The following is a 23,456-nucleotide window of genomic DNA, read 5'->3' on the forward strand; positions in this document are numbered from 1 at the left end:
ATGGCTGGTAGCCTTAATAAAGTTATTTTGATTGGTAATCTTGGTGCGGATCCTGAAATCCGCCGTTTAAATTCTGGTGATCAAGTGGCAAATCTGCGTATTGCTACTTCAGAAAGTTGGCGCGATCGGAATACAAATGAACGAAAAGAACGCACGGAGTGGCATAGTATTGTTATTTTTAATGAAAACCTTGTCAAAGTTGCAGAGCAATATTTAAAAAAAGGCAGCAAAATTTATATTGAGGGGCAGTTACAGACACGAAAATGGCAAGATCAAAATGGAAATGACCGTTATACAACAGAGGTTGTTTTGCAAAAGTACCGTGGTGAATTACAAATGCTTGATGGGCGGGGAGCTGCGAGCGGGGAGCAAGGAGTAAGTCAAGGCGGGAGTTATAGTGGTGGCTTTGCCGATAGTCATTCAAATCAGAGAAATACTTTTGGTCAAAACAATAATCAATTGGGAGAAAGTTTTTCACACAAATTAGATGATGACGTCCCTTTTTAGGAGTCTTTAAATTGCAGTATTATGATCATTTTATGGTTTGTTTGTTTCAGATTTTTGAAGTTTAGCAAAATAAAAATTGTTCATTATTATTGGTAATTTAAAATATAAATTAATAACATCTTGAAAAATATTGTTAAATTTCTTTTTTGTCATGGGAGAGAAATTAGCATTTTGGTGTATTTTTCGCTATAAATAAAGTGAAATGATTCTTTTTTGAAAGTTTTGAAACTGTGACCGATCTTATTCCACACCCAGAACGTGATGTGCTAACCGGTATTGAACCAATCAGTATTATTGATGAGATGCAACGCTCCTATCTCGATTATGCGATGAGCGTGATTGTTTCACGTGCACTTCCTGATGTTCGTGATGGTCTTAAGCCTGTTCATCGACGTATCCTTCATGCTATGAATGAGATGGGGCTTTCTTTCAATAAGTCGTATCGTAAATCTGCTGGTGTTGTTGGTGAGGTTATGGGGAAATTTCATCCCCATGGTGATGCTTCAATTTACGATGCATTAGTGCGTATGGCGCAGGACTTTTCTTTAAGAAATCCATTAATTGATGGTCAGGGAAATTTTGGTTCCGTTGATGGTGATCCACCTGCGGCCATGCGCTATACTGAGTGTCGTTTAGAAAAAGTTTCAGAAGAACTTTTAGCTGATATTGATAAAGATACTGTTGATTTTCAGGATAATTACGATGGGCGTGAACGTGAGCCGGTTGTCTTACCAGCACGTTTTCCTAATCTTTTGGTCAATGGATCCGGTGGAATTGCTGTGGGAATGGCAACTAATATTCCGCCCCATAATCTTGGTGAAATTGTTGATGCGTGTATCGCTTTGATTGATAATCCCGATATCACATTCGATAAAATAATTGAAATCGTTCCTGGTCCAGATTTTCCTACAGGGGGCATTATCCTCGGCCATTCTGGTGTTCGTGCAGCTTATGAAACAGGGCGTGGCTCAATTATTATGCGCGCTAAAGTTGAGATCGAAGAAATTCGCAGTGGTCGACAGGCAATCATTGTGAGTGAGATCCCTTATCAAGTTAATAAGGCAACGATGATTGAGAAAATGGCCGAATTGGTGCGTGATAAACGCATTGAGGGAATCTCTGATTTGCGTGACGAATCGGATCGTGATGGATATCGGGTCGTTATTGAGCTGAAGAAAGATGTTGTTGCGGAAGTTGTTTTAAACCAATTATATCGGTATACGCCGCTACAAACTTCCTTTGGTTGTAATATGGTTGCTTTGAATGGAGGAAAACCCGAACAGATGACGTTGCTTGATATGCTTCGTGCATTTGTTTCTTTTCGGGAAGAAGTCGTCAGTCGGCGAACAAAATATCTTTTGCGTAAAGCGCGTGAACGGGCCCATGTTTTGGTTGGTCTTGCCCTTGCTGTTGCCAATATTGATGAAATTATAGCGCTTATTCGCAAAGCTCCTGATCCGCAGACAGCACGTGCACAGTTAATGGAGCGACGCTGGCCGGCGATGGATGTTGCGCCTTTGATTAAACTTATTGATGATCCTCGTCATATTATTCATGAGGATGGTACTTATAATCTCTCTGAAGAACAGGCGCGTGCTATTTTAGAATTGCGTTTGCAACGATTGACAGCCCTTGGGCGTGATGAAATCGCTGATGAATTGAATAAAATTGGCGTGGATATCGCTGACTATCTTGAGATCTTGGCATCACGCGTACGCATTATGTCTATTGTTAAGGATGAGTTGAGTGCTCTTCGTGAGGAATTTGCAACGCCGCGACGTACCGTATTTGGTTTTGGTAGCGCTGAGATGGAGAGTGAAGATCTGATCGCACCAGAGGATATGGTGGTAACGGTAAGCCATAGTGGCTATATTAAGCGTGTGCCTCTTAATACCTATCGTGCACAGCGACGTGGTGGTAAGGGGCGTTCTGGTATGTCCACGAAGGATGAGGATTTTGTAACGCGGTTGTTTGTGGCCAATACGCATACTCCGGTTCTTTTCTTTTCATCACGTGGGATTGTTTATAAGGAAAAAGTTTGGCGATTGCCGCTGGGGACACCCCAATCGCGTGGGCGGGCTTTGATCAATATGCTTCCTTTACAACAAGGTGAGCGTATTACAACGATTATGCCTTTGCCTGAAGATGAAGCGAGCTGGAGTGCATTAGATATTATGTTTGCGACAACACGTGGAACTGTGCGTCGTAATAAATTATCAGATTTCGTTCAGGTTAATCGTAATGGTAAAATTGCGATGAAACTTGATGAAGAAGATGAAATTCTTTCTGTTGAAACCTGTACAGAACATGATGATGTTGTTCTAACAACAGCCAATGGACAATGTATCCGTTTTCCAGTTATAGATGTTCGCGTCTTCGCGGGGCGTAATTCTGTGGGGGTTCGTGGTATCAATTTGGCTAAAGGTGATAAAGTCATTTCGATGACAATTTTAGAGCATGTCGAGGCGACGTCCATTGAGCGTTCTGCTTATATTAAACGTGTAATAAATGAACGGCGTGCTTCTGGTGCAGATGCTGATGTTGAAGATGTTATAACTCTTGATGAAGAAGATGGGGGTGCTGAAACAGAGTTAACAGATGAACGTTATGCAGAACTTCATACACATGAACAAATGCTTTTGACAGTGAGTGAGTTTGGTTATGGTAAACGCTCTTCTTCCTATGAGTTCCGGATTTCGGGACGTGGCGGAAAAGGGATTCGTGCAACAGATCCATCTAAAACAGCTGAAATTGGTAAATTAGTAGCGGCTTTTCCGGTGAAAGCGCAGGATCAAATTATGTTGGTATCAGATGGGGGACAACTTATTCGTGTCCCTGTTGAGGGAATTCGTACTGCTGGGCGCTCAACTAAGGGTGTTACAATTTTTAATACAGCCAAAGGTGAAAGAGTCGTATCGGTTGAACGTATTTCTGAACCTGAAGATGATACGAATTCATTAGATGATGAAGGTGAGAAGCATTCTGATACAGTTGATATGAGCGAAGAAAAATAATTTTGAAGAGGAAGGAGTAAAGTCATGAAAATTGCTCTTTACGCAGGTTCTTTTGATCCTCTTACAAACGGTCATCTTGATGTTTTAAAAGGGTGTTTTGTGTTAGCTGATAAGGTGGTCGTCGCTATAGGCATACAGGGTAACAAAAAAGCACTCTTTAGCTTTGAAGAGCGTGTTGGTTTTATTACCCAAGTAGGGAAAGACTTTTTCGGTGCAGATTTTAATCGGTTACAGGTTCTTTCATTTAATAACCTTCTCATTGACAAGGCACGTGAAGTTGGTGCTTCATTTCTCATTCGCGGATTGCGTGATGGTACTGATCTTGATTATGAAATGCAAATGGCAGGGATGAATGGCATTCTGGCTCCTGAATTGCAAACTGTTTTTTTGCCGGCAAGTGTTTCTGGGCGTGCGATAACCTCTACATTGGTTCGTCAAATTGCCTCTATGGGAGGTGATGTGACACCATTTGTGCCGCCCAATATTGCACAAGCTTTGCGCTCGAAATTCCAGTCTTTAGAGGAGAATAATTGTGTCTCGTAGAATTTTTGCTGTTTTGATATGTGTGTTTTGTTTTTTTTCATTGTCCGCTGTCGCTGGTAATCCTAGCCCAGCAAGTGATGCAAGCCTTCTTGTTTTATCTCTCAAAGATGGTGATGTCATTATTCGTCTGCGTCCTGATTTGGCGCCAAAGCATGTTGCGCAAATCAAAAGATTAACAGAGGAGGGGGCCTATAATAATGTTGTGTTTCATCGCGTTATTCCTAATTTCATGGCGCAAACTGGTGATGTAGAATTTGGAAAAAAAGGCAGTAGAGATTTTGATTTGAAACGCGTTGGTATGGGGGGCTCAAATTATCCCAATATACCGGCAGAGTTTTCAAAGCAGCCGTTTAAGCGTGGTACAGTTGGGATGGCACGGTCACAAGATCCGGATTCCGCGAATTCTCAATTCTTCATTTGTTTTGATGATGCTTCTTTTTTAAACGGTCAGTATACGGTTGTTGGAGAGGTTATAAAGGGAATGGATGTTGTTGATAAAATAAAAAAAGGTACGACAAGTAATAATGGATCTGTAAAAAATCCTGATGTTATTAATGCTGCTACTTTACAAGTTGAAAAATGAATCAAGGGAGCTTTCCATATGGCTGAGAATAAAAATCCAGAGAATACTTTAATTCTTGAAACAACAAAGGGCAGAGTTGTTATTGAGCTTTTTGCTGATTTAGCACCTTGTCATGTTGCACGTATTAAAGAACTCGCCCGTGAAGGTGCTTATGATAATGTTATTTTCCATCGTGTTATTGATGGTTTTATGGCGCAAACAGGGGATGTACAATTTGGAAAAAAAGATAGTGATAAATTCGATTTATCACGTGCTGGTATGGGGGGAGCAGAAAAACCAAATTTAACAGCAGAGTTTTCAAATTTTTCTCATAAGCGTGGTACAGTTTCTATGGCACGGAGTCAGAATCCAAATTCTGCTAACTCTCAGTTTTTTATTTGTTTTGCAGATGCTCCGTGGCTTGATCGTCAATATTCCATATGGGGGCAGGTTGTTGAAGGTATGGAAAATGTTGATAAAATTAAACGTGGTGAACCTGTTGTAGAGCCCGATGCAATTACCAAAGCTGTTATTGCTGCGGATGTAGAGTAGTATAAATTATACTAATTTCAATTGTAAGTTTCTAAGAAAAAAATATTCTTTTCTGATCAATAAAGGCACACGAAACTCTTTTGTAGTATCACGCTTTACCTTTTATAATTTCGAGCTAAGCATTGTCCATATATTTCCTTCAATCGGATCTTCCTGAAGAATATAACGCAAAGGATTTGTAAAATACCTGTCAAAATAAGAAAACGTAAAGTCTGTTGTATTATGGTTGTTGTTTGGCAAAGTGTTTTATAAAAAATTCGGCATTTCTCTTCAATCCATTGCCGCTCTTAATGGTTTTATGATGTTACTTTCTTAAGAGAGCGTGTGCTTTTGTTTTCTGCTCGTAAATCAACATCCAATTCTAATGCAGAAGCATGTTTGAAACACATATTAAGACAGATAAGAGCTTTACTAGCTCATCCAGTTTTCTTAGCAAAGTGGAAAACCAGCATTTATATATATTGGCGTAATCTTTAAAATAAGAAGACAGTTTAATCTTAGAAGAATATAAAGGTACAGAAGTGAAACAAATGGCTAGTCTTGCCATCTCTTTTTTAATTCAACTTTACTTTTTTTAAGTATCTAACGCAATATCTTTTAAATAATGAAGATTATGCATGGACTTACGCTTTTATTTTTCTCGTTTTTTAATAGAGGAATGCTCCAAACGGAATACACTTGTGTTGCGTATTTACGTGTTTTTTAAGAAGCATTTCTTAGTACATATTAACATTCACTTCCACGATGACATTCATGGCGTGTATAGTTTTAAAGCTATAAATAGTATAAAATCTATTATGCACCACCACCTTTAAAGCTTGTGAAGGAACAAACGGGTACCATCATATGCTTTTTCAGCCTCTAATGTTACGATAGAGTTTTGGGTATTTGAGAATCTTTACAAAAAGCATTTTTAGTTTTTTAAATTATTTTTATTTACACGTTAATTTCTTTTGTGAATTATCTCCAATGTCAAGAGCTATCTTAATATTGTGAGTGGATAAATGATTATGCTCATTTGTGCTGTTATTAAGCGTGAGGATCGCAGTGCCCAATAGATGAAAAATTTTTATCTGTAAAAGTTAAAGAATATTGTAAGTTGTACAATGCGTTCAGAATTTTCTTTTGTGCGCACAAAGTTATTGCTTATGGAAGTATGTGAGGATGAAATTATTGTGATAATAATTTTGCAGTTCTGTTAAGGTTTTAGTGCGTTAAGCGTAGGTATTTTGAGGTGTGATATTATAAGGATTTTACTCTTTTTCTGGAGCTAGATTATCACTTTTATTATGGTGATTTCTTAACAAGAAATGTTCTTTTATCTCGTTTAATTTTTTATGCTGGGTACAATATTGAGCGAATCAAGAATTAATTCATAAAATTTATAACAATGTTCGTAAGGGAGATACCTTTTCTCTTTACTATAGAGATATGCATTGATGGAATCAAAAAGACGAGAGTTATGATAAAGACATTTCATTATAGAAAAATTGCTCAAGATGGGTATGCACGTCGAGGCGAAATTATAACGGGGAGAGGGGGCGTCCGTACACCCGCATTCATGCCAGTTGGGACGGCAGGAACCGTTAAAGCTATGTATATGGATCAAATACGTGATCTTGGTGCAGATATCATTTTGGGGAATACTTATCATTTAATGTTACGTCCAGGAGCTGAACGTGTTGCGCGTTTGGGAGGATTACATGAATTTTCACGCTGGAGCGGGCCTATTTTAACCGATTCTGGTGGCTTCCAGGTTATGTCATTGGCGGGAATCCGTAAAATTACTGAACAAGGTGTGATTTTTCGCTCTTACATTAATGGAGCCTACTATGAAATGAGTCCAGAACGTTCTATCGAAATTCAAGGACTTCTTGATGCGGATATTCAGATGCAATTGGATCAATGTATTGCATTACCTGCCACTGAAAAAGAAATGGAAGAAGCTATGGAACTTTCATTGCGGTGGGCGCAACGTTGTAAAACGGCTTTTGGAGATCAGCCAGATAAAGCATTGTTTGGGATTGTTCAAGGTGGTGATAATATGAAACTGCGTGAACGTTCTGCTCAAGCATTAAAAGAAATGGATTTAAAAGGTTACGCTATTGGAGGGCTTGCTGTTGGTGAGCCGCAGAGTGTTATGACAGCAGTATTGGATACTACTTGTCCGATTTTACCAGAGGATAAACCACGCTATCTTATGGGAGTAGGGACACCTGATGATATTTTACAAAGTGTTGCTCGTGGTGTTGATATGTTTGATTGTGTTATGCCAACGCGTGCAGGACGTCATGGTTTAGCTTTTACCCGCTTTGGTAGAATTAATTTGCGTAATGCGCGTTATGCAGAAGATCCCCATCCTCTTGATCCACAGTCACTTTGTCCAGCAGCAAATGATTATAGTTGTGCTTATTTGCATCATTTGATTAAATCTGGTGAATCTCTTGGGGGGATGTTGTTGACTTGGAATAATCTTTTTTATTATCAGCAACTGATGCAGGGAATTCGTGATGCTATTGAAGAAGGCTGTTATGCTGATTTTTGCGCTGAAACGCGTGCTCTATGGGCACAAGGACGCTAAAATATTAATCGTACTATAGTACTTCATTTTTTTATTGAATTTATTCTCGCATTTACAAATTTAGCTAAAAATATGAAATTAGAAATATCTTCCAAAATTATAAAACTCCACTATCTTAAGATATAACAGTGCGGTTTTATAAGGACACATATTCTTGTTCTAATTACTAGTTAAAAACAGAAACTGTTACTCCGGTACGCGCTACCTGATCCGGAGAAAAACAGTTTTTCTGTTTCTGATTACTGTTTACAGCAACAATGTTAATGAGGCGTTAGCGAACTCTTAAAGAAGTATGAAAATTGTATTTTTATGAGCTACTTTGTGTTTTTTATTACTAAAGGTAAAGAATGGATTATATACAATCGAACAGATAAATTTTTAGAAAATTAAAATAAGCTTATAATATTTAAAATGTTATAATTTTATGTTGTTATTATTTTTATATCTTAATATAAATATTATTTACAATATATTTATGTAATATTATTAATATTATAAAACTAAAAAACTATACATTTGATATCATGGAAAATAAATATTAATTAATATATTTATAAAATATAAATAAATATATTAAAACAAAACTTATTATATTTACTTTATGATTTTTTTATAGAATTTATCTGAAAATAATCATAATATATTTGCGTGAATATTTTAATTTACAGATAGTGAGTTAGATATCTGATGCGATTCCTCTGTGAGGGAGGGGGAAAGATGCCTAAAAGAGGATATTTAATAAATCTAGAAACCAAGCACTATTATCATGAGAATTTTTAAAAGACTCTATAATAATTTATAAGAATGGCCTAAAGTTGAAATTATAGCTTATCGATTTGGGGGATCTGCATTTAGGTAGCAAAAATAAAGCAACAATAATTGGGGGAGAAGTTTTATCTTTGTATCAAGATAATGATGAGATATTGTTCACTTGTTTGAAATGCATTATTCAGCAAATTTTAGAATTATTTATAGGGTATAGTATATCGTTGTAAAATAAAGTTTTCACTGTAAAATTTCAACGGCTGAAAAGAGGAGACAAAGTTTATTATCTGGTATATCTGATAGAAATAGGTGAATGTGAATACGTCTATGACCTTGAGGTTTTCAAAGATTTTCCATTAAAGAATCTTACTTAAAACTCCATAAAATGCTTTATATATAAAAATATTTCTAAAACTTTATTGGGGACTATTGGGCATGCGTATAACAATGTTTTGAATTTTTGTTTGTGTGTATTACAGATATTTACAGTTAAAACTCCTATCCAGAAGTGATGATATGAGGGATTCTTATCAACAAAAGGTTCTTGTATTGGGAATTGATTCGAGAATACGACGTTTAATAATTTTAGCTCTTGCCGTGGGCAGTTTTGCTATTGGTACTGCAGAGTTTGTTGCAATGGGGCTACTGCCAGAGATGGCACGAAGTTCCTATGTTGATATTCCTACCGCTGGTCAATATATTTCTGCTTATGCATTAGGAGTTGTGATTGGAGCACCTCTTTTAGCTGTGGCAACAGCTCAGGTATCACGCAAAATTGTTTTGATAGGCTTGATGTTTTTTTATGCCTTAGCAAATATTGCTAGTGCCTTTTTTTCTGATTTTAGCATATTAGTAGTATTACGTTTTCTCAGTGGTCTTCCCCACGGAATCTATTTCGGACTTGCGGCTATGGTTGCCTCTTCAATGGTGGAAATGAAAGAACGTTCTAAAGCTGTTGGCTATGTTATGCTTGGCTTAACAATTGCAACCGTTTTGGGAGCACCCAGTGCTACTTGGATTGGTCAACTTATTGGTTGGCAGATTGCTTTTGTCCTTGTGGGGATGATCGCTTTATTATGTTGTTTGCTTATTTGGAATTTTTTTCCTTGTGATTCAAGTTTTCCAAAAACGAATCCTTTGCAAGAAATGGGTGCATTAAAGCAAAAGCAGGTGTGGCTTCTTTTGTTGATGGTGTCGGTGGGAGCGTCAGGATTATTTTCTGTTTTCACTTATATCAAGCCAACATTAATGCATATTTCTGGTGTTTCACTTGAATGGGTACCATTTATTATGCCGTTAGTTGGATTGGGAATGGTGATAGGAAATCTCTTGGGGCCTAAATTAGCTGTTAAAATTGGCATTTCACCGATGATATTTTTCTCTATGCTTTGGAGTGTATTGGTTTTTTTTCTTTTTTTCTTTTTATCCTATGCTCCGTTAACGGCAGCAATAGGATGCTTTTTTGTTGGAACTTCTTTTGCTGCTATGCCTTCTATACAAACAAAAATTATGGATGTTGCATTACAAGGACAGATTTTGGCAGGAGCATTAATGCAGTCTGCTTTTAATATTGCCAATGCTCTTGGTGCAGAATCTGGAGCATTAGTTTTAAAATTGGGCTATAGTTATGAATATACAGCTGTTTTAGGAAGTGTTCTAACTTTGTGTGGATTAATGGTTTTTTGCGTCTCATGGTATATGGAGAAGCATGCTTAATATTTTTCATTTTTAAAATGAAGAAGGTATTGTTATATTTATTTAATTATTGGAATGTCCTGTTGGATTTTTTAACATGCAGTAAGAAATGCGCAGCGCTAATGGAATAGCAAGACAAAATAAAAGACCAATGAGCACTATAAGAAGAGTTTTGGCTGCTAAGATCATTCCTATTGTTCCTCCAGGATTAAATAGTCCGGCAAGATTGGTGATAACTCCGGCTAGAGTTGCACTTAAGGCCGCTGAAAATAGTTGTACAGAGGTAAGGGATTCACTGGCACGTAGAGCATCTTCATCATTTGCACATTGTAAGATCCGTGTGAGCAAATGGGGCCATGCTATGCCCGCACTGATTCCAATAGAAAATAGTGCTAAGCAGATAATAAAAATATATCCAAATGTGGAGACTTTTGTTGGTATGAGCCATAAAAGAATAGCTGTGCCCAACAGTTTTAATAGGGGGGAGTATACAATGATATTGCGAATTTTTTTTGCCGATACACCAGCACTTGAGAGGGATCCACATGTCCATCCTAGGCTCATAAGTGCTGCTATATAACCAGCAATAAGTGGAGCTTGTCCATGAAGCTCTTGAAGAAAAAGTGGAAGATAAAGCTCTATACTGTACACGACTGTTGTCATAACGAGTATTAATGCGTAAACAGAAAAAATTTCAGAAGAGAAAGAAAAGGATTTGCGTGGCAACATAGGATAAAAGCTATATGATTCGATTTTTGCTAGAACAAAGAGAAGACTAAGTCCGATGACTAATCCAAAAATTTTTGCCATTGTCGTGTCCATAGCACCTCCAACAGAAATAATAAAAATCAATAAGGTGAGTGTGAAAAGCTGGAGAAGAGGGAAAGGGGATGTTGGAACATAGTTTTCATTCTTTTTGGGTAAAAATTTAAAGGCTATGAGTGAGAAGAATATAGCTAATGCGCCAATGATCCAAAAAGATGCTCTCCATAGGCCATAATATACAGAAATTCCTCCAATCGCGGGTCCTAACAAGGTTGATATTCCCCACATTCCAGAGATAACACTTAATGCCTGAGACCATAAAGATGGGCTGAAAATAATACGTACCATGGAATAGGATAGAGATAACAAAGAACCACTTCCCAATCCTTGAATAAAGCGTCCTATTAAAAATAATGGCATAGATGAAGAAATGCTGCACAAGAAAGTGCCTAAGGTAAAGATAAGTCCAGAGATAACATAAGCGTTGCGAGGACCTAGTTTCCCTAATATTTTTGTTGCAAGAGAAGTACCTAGGAGTGAAGCTGTAATAAAGACAGTAGCCACCCAAGAATAATATTCATTACCAAGATGATTCATAAGGGAAGGTAAAATAGTAATAACAATATAAACATTGGTAGCGTGTAATACAACACCACCTGTAAATGTTAAAAAGCAAAGACCATTTTCACCCAATAAAAGCGCAGACCAGCTTTGTTTTTTCACCGTTTTTTGCTATTTAATAAAAATTTATCCTCTTCCCACTTATAAGGTACTTCTTTGAATTTGCCAAGAGAAATTCAAAGCTCTAAACAGAGCTTTGAATTTTTAATTTAAGTAATAACTTAATTGTCTATTGCCTTTTTGAGATTCTCGTCAATTTTATCGAGGAAACCTGTTGTAGAAAGCCATTTTTGTTTAGGCCCAATCAAAAGTGCGAGATCTTTAGTCATAAAACCTTCTTCGACGGTTTTAATACAAACTTCTTCCAATGTCGTGGAAAAGTTTTTTAATTTCTCATTGTTATCTAGTTTAGCACGGTGTGCCAGTCCACGCGTCCATGCAAAAATGGATGCAATAGAATTTGTTGATGTTTCTTCACCTTTTTGATGCTGACGATAATGGCGTGTTACGGTGCCGTGTGCTGCCTCTGCTTCAACAATTTTACCGTCAGGTGTCATGAGAACAGAAGTCATCAGACCAAGAGAACCAAAGCCTTGGGCAACAATATCAGATTGGACATCACCATCATAGTTTTTACATGCCCATACGTATCCACCTGACCACTTTAATGCAGAAGCAACCATATCATCAATAAGACGGTGTTCGTAATATAATTTACGGTTGTCAAATTCAGTTTTAAATTCCGTATCGAATATTTCTTGAAATATATCTTTAAAACGACCATCGTAAGCTTTTAGAATGGTATTTTTTGTTGAAAGATAAACTGGAACATTCCGTTGTAGTCCATAATTAAAGGATGCGCGGGCAAAAGCACGAATTGACTCATCAAGGTTATACATAGCCATGGCAACCCCTGCGCTTGGAGCATCAAAAACATCATGTTCAATAACTTGATTGTCATCACCTACAAATTTAATACTTAATTTCCCTTTGCCTGGAAATTTAAAATCTGTTGCCTTGTATTGATCGCCAAAAGCGTGACGTCCGATAATAATTGGCTTTGTCCAGTTAGGAATAAGGCGAGGGACATTTTTACAGATAATGGGTTCGCGAAAAATGACTCCTCCTAAAATATTGCGGATTGTACCATTAGGTGATTTCCACATTTTTTTTAGGTTAAATTCTTTAACGCGTGCCTCATCAGGTGTGATGGTTGCGCATTTTATACCAACCCCATATTTTTTGATAGCATTGGCAGAATCAATTGTTACTTGATCATTGGTTGCATCACGATTTTCGACGGAAAGATCATAATATTTTAGATCAATGTCGAGGTAGGGATGGATTAATTTATCTTTAATATATTTCCAGATGATGCGGGTCATCTCATCCCCATCAAGTTCAACAACGGGGTTTTCTACTTTGATCTTTACCATTAGAAATCCTTTTTTTTTTAAGCGATACGACTTTATAGCACTTTCAAGTTTATAATGAAAAGTAAAAACAAGGGAAAAAAGCATTCAAATATGAGCTTTTAGAATATATTCTCAATAGAGTGTAAAATTTTGTTGGAGGGTTTAATCTTTGAAAAGAAGTGATGTGTTTGCAAATCTATAATTATTCTATGATTGATGAAGAATCTGTTTAATGGATAAGGTAGTTAGATCAGAGGGGGTGGGGATTATGCATTTTTATTATCAGAGATTCCATTTAATAAGTTGATCGTATTCTGAATTATAGTTTCTTGATTTGTTGTGTTAGGTGAATAAGAAACTATTTTTATATTGCTATTCCAATTCTAAGATTATGGTCTGTTTGTTTATAAAAAGTTTAATGTGATAACAAAGGCACTGTAATTAGAAATGCTTCATATAAAATGCGTTTGGGATAAACTTCAGTTTTGAAGGTTGGAAAAAACGTATAAATGATGCGGCTGGTTTTAATTTAAAAACTAACAGCATACGCAAGAATATGATTTATAAAATTACCGTATCGCGCGTTAGAATCCTCTAATTCTTATTAATATTTTATCGATTCTTATTGTTATTAACTGTGCGCAGTAAAGTACCATCCTCGAAATGTAACAAAGGAATTAATCACCTAATGATTAATGATTCTTGTATCCTTTTTACGAAGAGATACCTTTTAAAATCTTATTCTCTCGTTTTTATTTATGCATCCCTCATAAAAAAAACAAATAAAATGAATATATTGCACATAAAGAAAGAATGATGGTACGCCCAAGGGGCGGGTATAGAGTAAATAAAATCAAAGAATTATATAGAATATAAGGGAATTAATGAATTTTGATTCTATTACATTTTTTTGTCTCTATCCCTAACTTTTTTGGAGCTTTTTTATAGCTTCAAGAGCTAGTCTTTTACGATCTGCACTCTTTGTATAAAGGGATGCCATTTGATCTTCTGTCCAGCCAAAAATTGCTTTCAATTGTGATACTGTTGCTCCAGAATTAGCTGCACGTGTTGCGGCTAATTTTCTTAATCCATGCGCCGATTTTTTAATTCCAGCCGCATTACAAGCGTCTCTAAATGCATTACCAAAGCTTTCTTTGGTGAATTTTTGATTCACTTTACTACAGATAAATGTTTTTTCTCCAATAGGACCAATTTCAAGTGTTTTTGCTAGTTCCGGTAAAATAGGAAGAAAAACATCTGTTTGAAATTTACTTTTTTCTGTCTTGAGATGAATGATATTATCTTTGACATCGTTCCAACCAATGCGGACCGCATCACCACGACGCAAGCCCGTATATAAAAGAACATCAATCCAGACACGTTCATGGGTACCATGATGCCATCTTTGATAATATTTTTCGACATCTTCTTCTGTCCAAACAGGAAATCCCTCTTTGTTTTTGAGGGGGGGTCTTTTTATTCCTAAAGCTGGATTATTTCCCAAAAGACCTTGATCAATCGCCCAATTAAAAAGTCCATTAAGGGCTTTCAGAAAATTTCTAGCCATTGCTGGTGTTTCTTTACGCCGTTCAACACCGGCTATGATATGTTTCTTTTCAATTGCTTGGTATGGAATGTTTCCTATGGTATCACATACCTTCATAAGGATGAGTTCTTTTTGTTTTTGGGTGACTTTAGAAAGGCTATGCCAATTGGAGCTGTTAAAGTATTGTTTAAATAGCCATGCAAATGACCCTTCAACAAGTTTACCAGTTTTTGATTTAGGAAGTATAAGCCCTTGTAACTCGGCAAGTGCGCTTTTGTAGTTATCAACAAACTCTTGCGTTCCATAGGTACCGCGTATTCTAATGCGTTTGCCATGACCAATACGTACATACCATACAATTTTGCCATGTTGAGTAATTTGTTTAACGAGATGAGGAGGACGTGGTTTAGGCATGGTATTTTACATCTTAGAGAGTGCGGTTTCGTAATATTCATTCTTTGACAAATCTAAAAGTTTGTCTGGGTGGTTAACTGAATTTGGTATTGGAATATCGGATTTAAGATAGATAAGCAGTTCACCAGTAGGTTTGATTTCTACGAGTTCACAACCTTGTTTTTTAGCTTCTCTTAAAGCGCGTGCAATGGCTGGTTGCGTTATAGCAGCTGGACGAGGCGCCATATCTTTTCTCCTTACATTGAGATGCAATTCACGTGTGGCGTGAATCACGCATTACTTGAAAGTGTTAAGAAGGGGGGGGTGCTCGTAGATATGCGGGGAACAAAACACCCCCATAAGGTTAAGCAGCTTTTGTTGAGAGTTGTTGTATCTCTCGTTCTATCTCTGCTAAAAAGGTTTCAACAGCTTGATTGATCTGTTCAATTTGTTGATCATCACGGAGAACACGCTTGACTTTCATGCGCAAGTGAAAGAATTCCCCCGTAAAACGTGGGTCATAGCTTACGAAATCACACCATTTTCGTTCTGTACAAGCCATTTGGAATTGCATTTGTGCGTGATATTCTGGTTTGATTTCGTCACCTATCCAAAAGCGCATATGTGTTACTGATCTCGGGCATTTGACTTCGATTAAACCGTCTTCTCCAATGAGACCATCGGGGCTAGCCCCCGCCATTTCTATTGTGGGGTGTTGGATAAAGCCGCATTTTGTTATATTGGCATCATAAATGAAGCCATATTCTCTCAAGGCATCATCTTCATGTTCGATACCCCATCTCATATCTTCAGTTTCATAATAGGGGCTTGTTTCTCTTGTTAAACGTTCTGTTATGAGTTTGATTTTGTAGTCTTCATATTTGCTCGTAGGCAATCCTTTTGTAGTTTTATTGAGTATGTTGTAAATATTTGATGCGGTGACTTTACCCAAGCGCGCTTGGAACCATTCTGCTGTTCTTTGTTCCATCTCACACCGCCGTTCTTTGTTCTTGTGGTGCATATTCTATATCTTGGACGTGAATATATTCGGCATCTTGTATAGGCGCCTCTATTTGCTTTTGTTGTAGGAAAGATTGTTCTTTTTCATGCTGTCTCTTTTGCAAAACATCCAAAATCCTTTGTGCTACTTCATCAGGAAGATCTTCAAGCTTTTGGACTCGTCCATACTCAAGGACTTTTTCCTCTTCTGTTTGAGTGATGTTTATTAATTGTTTGATTTGCGTAAGCACATCATAAGAAACTAACTTTGTTTGTAGGTTATGGTTTGTTTCATTGATACGTTTTGCTTCATCTTCTTCATAAATACCGGAAAGCCCGAAAGCATAGCGAGCACATTGTATAGTGGCTTTATGGCGTAACATACGTGCTGGATATTTTTTCCAAGGTTCACTTTTGTCTTGTTCGCATTCTTTGAGATATTCGGTGACTTCGATAGGGTCTTTAATGTCTTTGAGACGAATAGCACATTTGATAGCAATGATATTCCCATTCTCATTGAGTTGATCTTGAAAGGTCATACCATCAAAGTCAGGATTTGATTTGATGATCTTTATCCACCCATCAATAGAAACAACGGGTATGATGCCGCCGCCTTTTTTAGGGAATGCATAGATTTCTTTTGTTAAAGGGTTAAGTCCATAAGTATTGGCAACAAAAAGAAAAACGGCAAATTCTGCATCAGTGATGACATTAGCATTTTTATCTCCAATACAAGTTTTTATGATTGTGGTTCGAAATTCTTCAGCAGAAAATCCATATTTTCCTGCCATTTCTTTTAAAAAAGTAGAATTTGTCATGTTGATTTCCTACATTGTGCGCAATTCACCCGTGGCGTGAATCACGCTGGTGTTTAAAAGTTGTTTGTGTGGTTAGAAAGGAATGTCGTCTTTTGTTGAAGAGTCGCCGTTCTGGGCGGTCATAGTTTGTTTACAATCTTCTGAATTATCATAAATTTTTACATTGCCATAAATTCTTGAATCGGCATGAATAATCACATTTCCATAAATTTGTGTGTGTCCAAAAATATGTCCATCATATATTTTGACGTTATTATAAATTTTTGCATTGCCAAAAATCTCGGCACAATCACCAATTTGTGCTTTATCATAAACCTTAGCACTATCGTAAATCTTGGCACAACAATACGCCTTGGCATCATTATAAATCCAGCAATCGTCTTTTTGACTTAAATTGTCTTCATACTCTACAAAGCCGCCAAGGTCGCCTGCTTTAACATCACCAAAATCTTTTAATGCACGTATGCGGTAAAGCGTAATGTATCCATCAAACTCAATTGTTTCATCAGTAAGTTCGTATTTCTTTTCCATGGTTTTACTCCTTTAAGTTAGATTCTGCCTTTGTCGTTCTTGCAAAAGAACGGCATTGCATTGTGTGGTGAATTTTTTGAAAAGGTGGCGTTTTTTAAAAACGCCTTTAGCTTTTAAAGCACATCACAAGGACGCAAACGGTGTTGTTTTTCGTAAGAACCATACATTTCATCATCATATTCGCGCTGTTTTATATCATCTAAAAAACGACCATATGCTGCGCTGTGTAGAATAAAATCGTGAGGAATGTTTCCGTTGAAACACTGCTCTTCACATTCTTTAAGATAAAACTCAGCAATATCTTCAGAGATATCTTCGCAACGGTTAGTCGATGGTTCAATACGTAAAATTTGGACAGCATTATCGGTTTGGTCGATAAAATTGATAATGTCACTTTCTTCTAAGAAAGGTCCAGATTTTGCGAGATTTTGTTCTTCATTTTCGCACATCACTAAGAGAATTTCATCAGAATTTATAAATATAGGTTTATTCATAACTGCCTCCATAATTTAAAATTAATAAGCACATTTTGAAAAAAACCACCTTGACAAGGGCATTTTTTTTTCTGGTATGGTGGTTTTGTAATTGTATTTTTTGCAAATGTCAAATAAAAATTGCATAAAATGCAAAAAATTTTTTTAAAAAAATATATAACTAATTTTGCGCTATCCACAATTTAGGAGGAGTTATGACTGATATAGATAAAAAAATAAGAGACTTTTCTTTGATGCTTAATGAAAAAAAGCAATCAATAATAGCTTATTTGGTTTTTATTTTTTTTAATAATTCAAGGAAATCGAGTACCGCTTCTTTATCGGCTGGTTCAAGAGAAGCGCATATTTTTACAAAATTTAAGTCTGCTTCTTTGTAAAAACTGGGTGGTGGTTCATTAAAAAATTCAGAAATTTTTATCAATTCATCTATGGTTATATCGCGGGACCGCCCATTTTGATAGGTGTGAAGCATGCGGTTCACTGCCGATGGGTGCAATTTAAGATGAGATGCTAACGATGTTTGAGCACCGTGCCCTCGTTCTTTAAGTCGTTCTTTAATCCATAGCTTAAGTTGAGACTGAATATCTTGTTCCATGATTCATATAATCCTTGAAAATATATTTTTATGCAAAAATGCTAAAAAAGCATAATTGCGTTGACTTATGCATAAAACGCAATTATCTGTTGTGGCGTTATGGAGATTACATATGCCTTCAAGATTGATTATAAAGTATTTAGGTGGCTTAAAAACTGTAGCAGGTATAGTGGAAAGAGATGTGTCATCTATTTCTAGGTGGCGTAGTTTTATACCAGCACAGCACCAGAAAAAAATTTTAACCTACGCACATGACCATGGCATAGACTTGCGCCCCGAAGATTTTTTTTATTCCGAGCGCTTGCAGAGATTAATGCAAGAGCAACACCCCCCAATGTCAAAATTTTCAAAAAGTTCCGGCGTTGATAGCGCGTGTGACACTTTGCAGCATTAAGGAGATCAAAATGAGTTCAAATGAAATTTTACCAATAGTAGTTATTGCAATGTTTCTTATCACTGGAGTGATATTGCGGTTTGTTTTCTCTTATCGCGGTCAGATTGAAGATCTAAAAGAGCAAACAAAAAAGATAAAGAGTGAGTTTTCAAGGGAAACTGTAGAGCTTACTCATGAACGTGATGTTGCGATTAAAGAGCAAAATAGAGCAGTTATAGAACGCGATGCTGCGATTAAAGAGCAGAATAGAGCAGTTATGGAACGTGATGCTGCGATTAAAGAGCAAAATAGAGCAATTATAGAACGCGATGCTGCGATTAAAGAGCAGAATAGAGCAGTTATGGAACGTGATGCTGCGATTAAAGAGCAAAATAGAGCAATTATAGAACGCGATGCTGCGATTAAAGAGCAGAATAGAGCAGTTATGGAACGTGATGCTACGATTAAAGAGCAGAATAGAGCAGTTATGGAACGCAATGCTGCGATTAAAGAGCAGAATAGAGCAATTGAAGATTGTAATAATGCCTTTGAGAGACACGATATTATAATTAAAGAACGCGATAAGAAGATTATAACACAGAATCAAATGATAAATCAGTATGATAAGGCACTTACACGGAAAGATAAAATTGTAGAGACACTAAAAGCAGGTATTCAATCACGTGATGAGGAAATTGAAAAACTTAAACAAGAGGTCATTAAACTTAAAGCTAATGTTGTAGCAGTTGACCCAACTAAGAAATATAAATTCACTGGTGAAATCAAAGAATACAAACACAATGGTGAGAAAGGTGTTTATACTCATGTTTTGCATAGAATTTGCGCCTTAAGAGACTTTGGCACTGTTAAGAAAGGGGATTTGGGAGGCTGGATAGCGAAAGAGGGAAATCTTAGTCATGAGGATAACTGTTGGGTTGGGGGAGAGGCTATGGTTTTTAGTAATGCTCAAGTTTATTCCAATGCTCAAGTTTATGACAATGCACAGGCTTATGGAAATGTAGTTATTGGTGGGAATGCTAAGGTGTATGGCAATGCCCATGTTTATGACAATGCAGAGATTTGGGGTGCATCACAGATTTATGAGGATGCTAAAGTTTACGGGTATGCGACCGTTACTCAGAATGCCCAAGTTCATGGCAATGCCCAAGTTTATGAAGAGGCATTAATTTATGGCACTGCGAATATTTATGAAAATGCAACTGTTCGTGGTGATGTACGTGTTGTGACAGAAAGCATTGGTGACGGCACTTTAGTTAATAGTGGAGAAATGTCTGCTGGTAATGACAATGGCTCTTCACAGAAGAAAAGTAAGTGAGGAGATAGAGATGAATGCAGGATCGTATACTGGTTTAATAGTATCTATAGCGGTAAATATTCAATTAGCTATTCAACTTTATCTATTTTATAAAGAATTACAAATAGTTAAAAAGGAAATAATGAAGAAAAATGAAAAAATATGGAGGCAAGAAGAGGAAATCCAAAGATTATCTTATCCTAGCATGTTCTCTTCTTCAAAAGATAGAAAAAAATCTGGCCAAAACTTAGTTTGAACTACTCTTTCTGGGTGATTTGATGAAGTGTGTTCAATTATAAAGATTGGTACAGTTTCGATATTTGGTTTGAGGTGGCGAACTGTGAGAAAAAACAGTCTTTCTTCATCTTCCTTTAGATTAAAATAATTGCATATATCTTGCGATTTTAAGTCTGCTGTAAAAGGATTTTTAAAACTCATATATTTCTCGTTTTCGAGGATTAAAGATAGCGGATAATCTCCTAGGAAACTACCTTCAACAAATGCAAATGGGCTTTCATCAGGTATACGAAAATTATTCATTTTTATTGGATGTTTTGTAGGATTTTTTATGATTACCTCTATGTCAATAAGGAAATCTTTACCGCTCTTATGTGCGCATGGTTCTCCTTCTATAATAGCCTCTAGATTTGGCCCTAAGTCTCGTCTCTCTTTTTCTTCCCATAAAATGGAAACATGTTCTTTTGCTGTTTCAGATTGTTCTTGTAATTGTCTTAGTTGTTTATTGAAATTTATAAGATCTATTTTTCGATTTCTACAACCTAACCATATTCCAAAAAATGAGATGAAAGTTGGTACTATTAATGAAATAATATCAATCACATCTTTATCTATTTGCATACTTCTTACACCCTTCTTTCCTTCATTTTCGGAAAAAAACACTTCTATAAAACACATTTTGTATTGAGAGGCGCTGTGAATAACACGATTCTTTGTTTTGATCTAGGTACCAAAACGGGGTGGGCGATACGTGGTGCAAGTGGTGACATGTTCAGTGGTACCGTGAATTTTCAATCACGTCGTTTTGAAGGCGGTGGAATGCGTTACTTGCGCTTTAAGCAATGGCTATCAGAAATAAAGCATACAGCAGGTCAAATTGACGCGGTGTATTTTGAGGAGGTGAGGCGTCATAAAGGTACAGATGCAGCGCATGTTTACGGTGGTTTATTAGCAACATTAACGGCGTGGTGTGAACATCATCAGATACCGTATGAGGGTATACCAGTCAGTACGATTAAGAAAGCGACGACAGGCAAAGGGAATGCGTCGAAAGAAGAGATGATTAAGGTGGTGCGTGCAAAAGGGCACAATCCGAAAGATGATAACGAAGCAGATGCTTTAGCAATTTTATATTTAGTTAAAGAAAGGGAATTGGGGTATGTCCAGTAATAAAGTAGCGTTTGTAAAATTTAGTACAGATCAGTTTTTAAAAGATCTTATGGGATTAAAAGCGACAGAGAAGGGTGTTTATACAACACTTTTGTTTCTAATGAATGATAGCAAAGCGCCTCTTATAAATAATGCGTCTTATTTATCGAGTTGGTGTGGGTGTTCAATAAGAACGTTTCAAAAGACATTAGAGACTTTAATAAGCACGGATCATATTACGCGTTTAGAGAATGGTCGTTTATGGCATAAGTCACTAGCTTTTGATTATAGCATTAGCAAATTTTCAGAAAGAGCTTCAAAAGCCGCTGCTATGAGGTGGAGTAAGAAAAGAGAGGAGGCAATGCATGTCAACTAAGTTAGCGTGGGTTCGTTGTTTTCCTTCTGATTGGGTATCTGAAGCTAGTGGAATGACGTCGCATCAAATATCAACTTATATGATGTTGACATTGCTTATGTATAAGAAGAGACAGCCAATTCTTGAGAATGCCTCTATATTAGCACGCATTTCTGGTTGCTCAGTAAAAGTTTTTAATAAAGCGCTAGATTTTTTATTGAGTGATGAGAGACTGATACGTTTAGAAGACGGTCGTTTGTGGAGTTTACAGGTTGAAGAGGAACTCAAAAACTCTAATGAGAATTTGAATAAGTTTTCAGAGAGAGCGCAGAAGGCAGCGAAGGCAAGATGGGATAAAAATACAAAAGATGCTTGTGATATTAAGCATGATGCTTGTGATAATGCTAATGATATTAAGCATGATATTAAGCATGATGCTTGTGATGCCATAACAAACAATACAAACAATACAAACATATATAATAAAAAAACTAATACTATCGTATTAGCAAAAAAAGAAATTGATTTTGAAGATTTAGAAACAATCGATTTGGTTGACGAGTCAATCGAGTGTGATGTTGAAAGCCAATCAGAGCAAATCGCAACATCATCAGAAAACCAACCTCCCATTCACGAGCAGACAAGCGTTCCTAAGAAAGCCAGGCGGGTCAAACTCGATAGAGGCTGTCGATTACCTGCGGATTTTGAACCCGATTGCGATTTTGCACTTGCAGAGGGCTTGCCTCCAGAGCGTGTGAAAGTCGAAATCGCAAAATTTAGAGATTATTGGAAAGCCAAGTCCGGAGCAAATGCAACCAAAACGGATTGGCAAGCAACATGGCGCAACTGGGTACGCAAGGCTATTGAAGATTTACAGAAAGGAAAAATTTATGGAAAGCCAAGCAATGAAAAAACAGAATCCCAACGTGGATGGAGTTATCGCGTTGCACAGTACATGTCCGATATTAAACATTCAGATAGTGTGTACAAATTTTTATTCGAGGATGATGCAAAACCCTCCATTTCTTTGGAAAATAGGGAAAAAACCATTGATTGCAGAAGAGGAGAGAATTACCTTATTAGTCCATGATGCGTTGAAAAAGCTTGCGAAAAAAGCGAGCGAAGAAGAAATTCAAACAACGTATCTTGTCCTTTCCAATGGACTTAAGAGCCCCATGGGATCAGACGAAAAGTCCACTGCGCTTGCGTATCTTTACGCTCTTGAAGGTGTGAGTAGCTGGGTATTGCAAACAGCAACAAAGGACGTTTTGAAAGGCAAAGCAGAGGGATTAAATCCAACATTTATGCCGTCAACAGCAGATTTTTATCGTTATTGCGAAAAACTTGAAAGCAATATTCGTTATCAAGCCAATCGGATTCTTAAGAACCTTGAAAAGCCAGAGATCAAGGCAACTAATCAAGAGCCACCGGTATCATCAGAGCACATTAAAAAGCTTCAAAGAGAGCTTGAAAAGGTTTTAAAGGGCATTGAAGAATAAACAGCAAAGTAGTGAAATTTGCTGATGGTTTTGTGATTAGATATGCATTTAAATCGTCAAAAAGGCACCGTACAGGGCGATTTAAAGATTTTGTGATAAAAACCACATTGAAATTAAAAAACGCTTCTGTAC

Annotated in this window: 23 protein-coding genes; 13 read left to right on the top strand and 10 right to left on the bottom strand. The window is 36.8% G+C overall.

What is annotated here, in order from left to right; translation table 11 throughout:
• The 7 genes from ssb (at window position 1) to ACFIKI_RS06960 (ending at window position 10,240) form a co-directional block, all read left to right on the top strand.
• A complete protein-coding gene (gene ssb, locus ACFIKI_RS06930) occupies window positions 1-507 on the top strand; it encodes a single-stranded DNA-binding protein (protein ID WP_375666494.1) in 507 nt (168 codons plus the stop codon).
• 230 nt (window positions 508-737) lie between these two features.
• On the top strand, window positions 738-3,521 hold the full coding sequence (gyrA, locus tag ACFIKI_RS06935; protein WP_375666496.1) for a DNA gyrase subunit A: 2,784 nt from the start codon (window positions 738-740) through the stop codon (window positions 3,519-3,521).
• A gap of 24 nt (window positions 3,522-3,545) precedes the next feature.
• Window positions 3,546-4,064 (top strand): pantetheine-phosphate adenylyltransferase, encoded by a 519-nt coding sequence (gene coaD, locus ACFIKI_RS06940; RefSeq protein WP_375622382.1) that lies wholly within the window; start codon window positions 3,546-3,548, stop codon window positions 4,062-4,064.
• Window positions 4,054-4,647, top strand: a complete 594-nt coding sequence (locus tag ACFIKI_RS06945) for a peptidylprolyl isomerase (protein ID WP_375666498.1) — start codon at window positions 4,054-4,056, stop codon at window positions 4,645-4,647. Before coaD ends, ACFIKI_RS06945 begins: the two co-directional genes overlap by 11 nt.
• Window positions 4,648-4,665: 18 nt before the next feature.
• A complete protein-coding gene (locus tag ACFIKI_RS06950) occupies window positions 4,666-5,178 on the top strand; it encodes a peptidylprolyl isomerase (protein WP_375666500.1) in 513 nt (170 codons plus the stop codon).
• Between the two features lie 1,462 nt (window positions 5,179-6,640).
• Window positions 6,641-7,759, top strand: a complete 1,119-nt coding sequence (gene tgt, locus ACFIKI_RS06955) for a tRNA guanosine(34) transglycosylase Tgt (RefSeq protein ID WP_375666502.1) — start codon at window positions 6,641-6,643, stop codon at window positions 7,757-7,759.
• 1,281 nt (window positions 7,760-9,040) lie between these two features.
• Window positions 9,041-10,240 carry an MFS transporter gene (locus tag ACFIKI_RS06960; protein ID WP_375666504.1) on the top strand — a complete coding sequence of 400 codons (1,200 nt, stop codon included), beginning with the start codon at window positions 9,041-9,043 and terminating at the stop codon, window positions 10,238-10,240.
• Window positions 10,241-10,282: 42 nt separating this feature from the next.
• Here ACFIKI_RS06960 and ACFIKI_RS06965 read toward each other — a convergent pair whose 3' ends face one another.
• From ACFIKI_RS06965 to ACFIKI_RS07005, 9 genes are all read right to left on the bottom strand, one after another.
• Window positions 10,283-11,707, bottom strand: coding sequence for an MFS transporter (locus tag ACFIKI_RS06965; RefSeq protein WP_375666506.1), 1,425 nt, complete (start codon window positions 11,705-11,707; stop codon window positions 10,283-10,285).
• 119 nt (window positions 11,708-11,826) lie between these two features.
• The gene (locus ACFIKI_RS06970) at window positions 11,827-13,041 is read right to left on the bottom strand and encodes an NADP-dependent isocitrate dehydrogenase (protein ID WP_375645837.1); all 1,215 of its coding nucleotides are present in this window, start codon (window positions 13,039-13,041) and stop codon (window positions 11,827-11,829) included.
• A gap of 901 nt (window positions 13,042-13,942) precedes the next feature.
• Window positions 13,943-14,980, bottom strand: coding sequence for a tyrosine-type recombinase/integrase (locus tag ACFIKI_RS06975; RefSeq protein WP_375666507.1), 1,038 nt, complete (start codon window positions 14,978-14,980; stop codon window positions 13,943-13,945).
• Window positions 14,981-14,986: 6 nt separating this feature from the next.
• Window positions 14,987-15,205, bottom strand: a complete 219-nt coding sequence (locus ACFIKI_RS06980) for a hypothetical protein (protein WP_012755083.1) — start codon at window positions 15,203-15,205, stop codon at window positions 14,987-14,989.
• Window positions 15,206-15,323: 118 nt separating this feature from the next.
• Window positions 15,324-15,947, bottom strand: coding sequence for a lambda exonuclease family protein (locus tag ACFIKI_RS06985; RefSeq protein WP_375666508.1), 624 nt, complete (start codon window positions 15,945-15,947; stop codon window positions 15,324-15,326).
• Window position 15,948: 1 nt separating this feature from the next.
• Entirely contained in the window at window positions 15,949-16,776 is an 828-nt protein-coding gene (bet, locus tag ACFIKI_RS06990) for a phage recombination protein Bet (protein ID WP_375666510.1), read from the bottom strand.
• Between the two features lie 72 nt (window positions 16,777-16,848).
• Window positions 16,849-17,307, bottom strand: a complete 459-nt coding sequence (locus ACFIKI_RS06995) for a hypothetical protein (RefSeq protein ID WP_375666511.1) — start codon at window positions 17,305-17,307, stop codon at window positions 16,849-16,851.
• A gap of 113 nt (window positions 17,308-17,420) precedes the next feature.
• On the bottom strand, window positions 17,421-17,801 hold the full coding sequence (locus tag ACFIKI_RS07000; protein WP_375666513.1) for a hypothetical protein: 381 nt from the start codon (window positions 17,799-17,801) through the stop codon (window positions 17,421-17,423).
• A gap of 265 nt (window positions 17,802-18,066) precedes the next feature.
• The gene (locus ACFIKI_RS07005) at window positions 18,067-18,396 is read right to left on the bottom strand and encodes an XRE family transcriptional regulator (RefSeq protein WP_375666515.1); all 330 of its coding nucleotides are present in this window, start codon (window positions 18,394-18,396) and stop codon (window positions 18,067-18,069) included.
• Between the two features lie 112 nt (window positions 18,397-18,508).
• On the opposite strand from ACFIKI_RS07005, the gene ACFIKI_RS07010 reads away from it, so the two are divergent.
• Complete coding sequence (locus ACFIKI_RS07010) at window positions 18,509-18,790, top strand: hypothetical protein (RefSeq protein ID WP_375666535.1); 282 nt, start codon at window positions 18,509-18,511, stop codon at window positions 18,788-18,790.
• 10 nt (window positions 18,791-18,800) lie between these two features.
• Window positions 18,801-20,105, top strand: coding sequence for a hypothetical protein (locus ACFIKI_RS07015; RefSeq protein WP_375666516.1), 1,305 nt, complete (start codon window positions 18,801-18,803; stop codon window positions 20,103-20,105).
• Between the two features lie 174 nt (window positions 20,106-20,279).
• On the opposite strand, the gene ACFIKI_RS07020 is transcribed toward ACFIKI_RS07015, so the two are convergent.
• Window positions 20,280-20,942 carry a hypothetical protein gene (locus ACFIKI_RS07020; RefSeq protein ID WP_375666518.1) on the bottom strand — a complete coding sequence of 221 codons (663 nt, stop codon included), beginning with the start codon at window positions 20,940-20,942 and terminating at the stop codon, window positions 20,280-20,282.
• 75 nt (window positions 20,943-21,017) lie between these two features.
• On the opposite strand from ACFIKI_RS07020, the gene ACFIKI_RS07025 reads away from it, so the two are divergent.
• From ACFIKI_RS07025 to ACFIKI_RS07040, 4 genes are read left to right on the top strand one after another with little or no spacing between them, the layout of a single operon-like run.
• Entirely contained in the window at window positions 21,018-21,491 is a 474-nt protein-coding gene (locus ACFIKI_RS07025; RefSeq protein WP_375666520.1) for a crossover junction endodeoxyribonuclease RuvC, read from the top strand.
• Complete coding sequence (locus ACFIKI_RS07030) at window positions 21,481-21,846, top strand: DUF1376 domain-containing protein (RefSeq protein ID WP_375666522.1); 366 nt, start codon at window positions 21,481-21,483, stop codon at window positions 21,844-21,846. The genes ACFIKI_RS07025 and ACFIKI_RS07030 overlap by 11 nt, the downstream gene beginning before the upstream one ends.
• On the top strand, window positions 21,836-22,915 hold the full coding sequence (locus ACFIKI_RS07035) for a DUF1376 domain-containing protein (protein WP_375666524.1): 1,080 nt from the start codon (window positions 21,836-21,838) through the stop codon (window positions 22,913-22,915). Before ACFIKI_RS07030 ends, ACFIKI_RS07035 begins: the two co-directional genes overlap by 11 nt.
• Window positions 22,875-23,324, top strand: coding sequence for a hypothetical protein (locus ACFIKI_RS07040; protein ID WP_375666526.1), 450 nt, complete (start codon window positions 22,875-22,877; stop codon window positions 23,322-23,324). The genes ACFIKI_RS07035 and ACFIKI_RS07040 overlap by 41 nt, the downstream gene beginning before the upstream one ends.
• Window positions 23,325-23,456 lie beyond the last annotated feature (132 nt).

The sequence above is a fragment of the Bartonella sp. TT121SHDZB genome (assembly GCF_042193415.1).
In the GTDB taxonomy this organism is placed as follows: Bacteria; Pseudomonadota; Alphaproteobacteria; order Rhizobiales; family Rhizobiaceae; genus Bartonella.

What these genes read in the sequence shown, in the direction of transcription:
- ssb (WP_375666494.1), top strand. Translation starts at nt 1, where the DNA reads ATGGCTGGTAGCCTTAATAAAGTTATTTTGATTGGTAATCTTGGTGCG.
- coaD (WP_375622382.1), top strand. Translation starts at nt 3,546, where the DNA reads ATGAAAATTGCTCTTTACGCAGGTTCTTTTGATCCTCTTACAAACGGT.
- ACFIKI_RS06950 (WP_375666500.1), top strand. Translation starts at nt 4,666, where the DNA reads ATGGCTGAGAATAAAAATCCAGAGAATACTTTAATTCTTGAAACAACA.
- tgt (WP_375666502.1), top strand. Translation starts at nt 6,641, where the DNA reads ATGATAAAGACATTTCATTATAGAAAAATTGCTCAAGATGGGTATGCA.
- ACFIKI_RS06960 (WP_375666504.1), top strand. Translation starts at nt 9,041, where the DNA reads ATGAGGGATTCTTATCAACAAAAGGTTCTTGTATTGGGAATTGATTCG.
- ACFIKI_RS06970 (WP_375645837.1), bottom strand. Translation starts at nt 13,041, where the DNA reads ATGGTAAAGATCAAAGTAGAAAACCCCGTTGTTGAACTTGATGGGGAT.
- ACFIKI_RS06975 (WP_375666507.1), bottom strand. Translation starts at nt 14,980, where the DNA reads ATGCCTAAACCACGTCCTCCTCATCTCGTTAAACAAATTACTCAACAT.
- ACFIKI_RS06980 (WP_012755083.1), bottom strand. Translation starts at nt 15,205, where the DNA reads ATGGCGCCTCGTCCAGCTGCTATAACGCAACCAGCCATTGCACGCGCT.
- ACFIKI_RS06985 (WP_375666508.1), bottom strand. Translation starts at nt 15,947, where the DNA reads ATGGAACAAAGAACAGCAGAATGGTTCCAAGCGCGCTTGGGTAAAGTC.
- bet (WP_375666510.1), bottom strand. Translation starts at nt 16,776, where the DNA reads ATGACAAATTCTACTTTTTTAAAAGAAATGGCAGGAAAATATGGATTT.
- ACFIKI_RS06995 (WP_375666511.1), bottom strand. Translation starts at nt 17,307, where the DNA reads ATGGAAAAGAAATACGAACTTACTGATGAAACAATTGAGTTTGATGGA.
- ACFIKI_RS07000 (WP_375666513.1), bottom strand. Translation starts at nt 17,801, where the DNA reads ATGAATAAACCTATATTTATAAATTCTGATGAAATTCTCTTAGTGATG.
- ACFIKI_RS07005 (WP_375666515.1), bottom strand. Translation starts at nt 18,396, where the DNA reads ATGGAACAAGATATTCAGTCTCAACTTAAGCTATGGATTAAAGAACGA.
- ACFIKI_RS07010 (WP_375666535.1), top strand. Translation starts at nt 18,509, where the DNA reads ATGCCTTCAAGATTGATTATAAAGTATTTAGGTGGCTTAAAAACTGTA.
- ACFIKI_RS07015 (WP_375666516.1), top strand. Translation starts at nt 18,801, where the DNA reads ATGAGTTCAAATGAAATTTTACCAATAGTAGTTATTGCAATGTTTCTT.
- ACFIKI_RS07020 (WP_375666518.1), bottom strand. Translation starts at nt 20,942, where the DNA reads ATGCAAATAGATAAAGATGTGATTGATATTATTTCATTAATAGTACCA.
- ACFIKI_RS07030 (WP_375666522.1), top strand. Translation starts at nt 21,481, where the DNA reads ATGTCCAGTAATAAAGTAGCGTTTGTAAAATTTAGTACAGATCAGTTT.
- ACFIKI_RS07035 (WP_375666524.1), top strand. Translation starts at nt 21,836, where the DNA reads ATGTCAACTAAGTTAGCGTGGGTTCGTTGTTTTCCTTCTGATTGGGTA.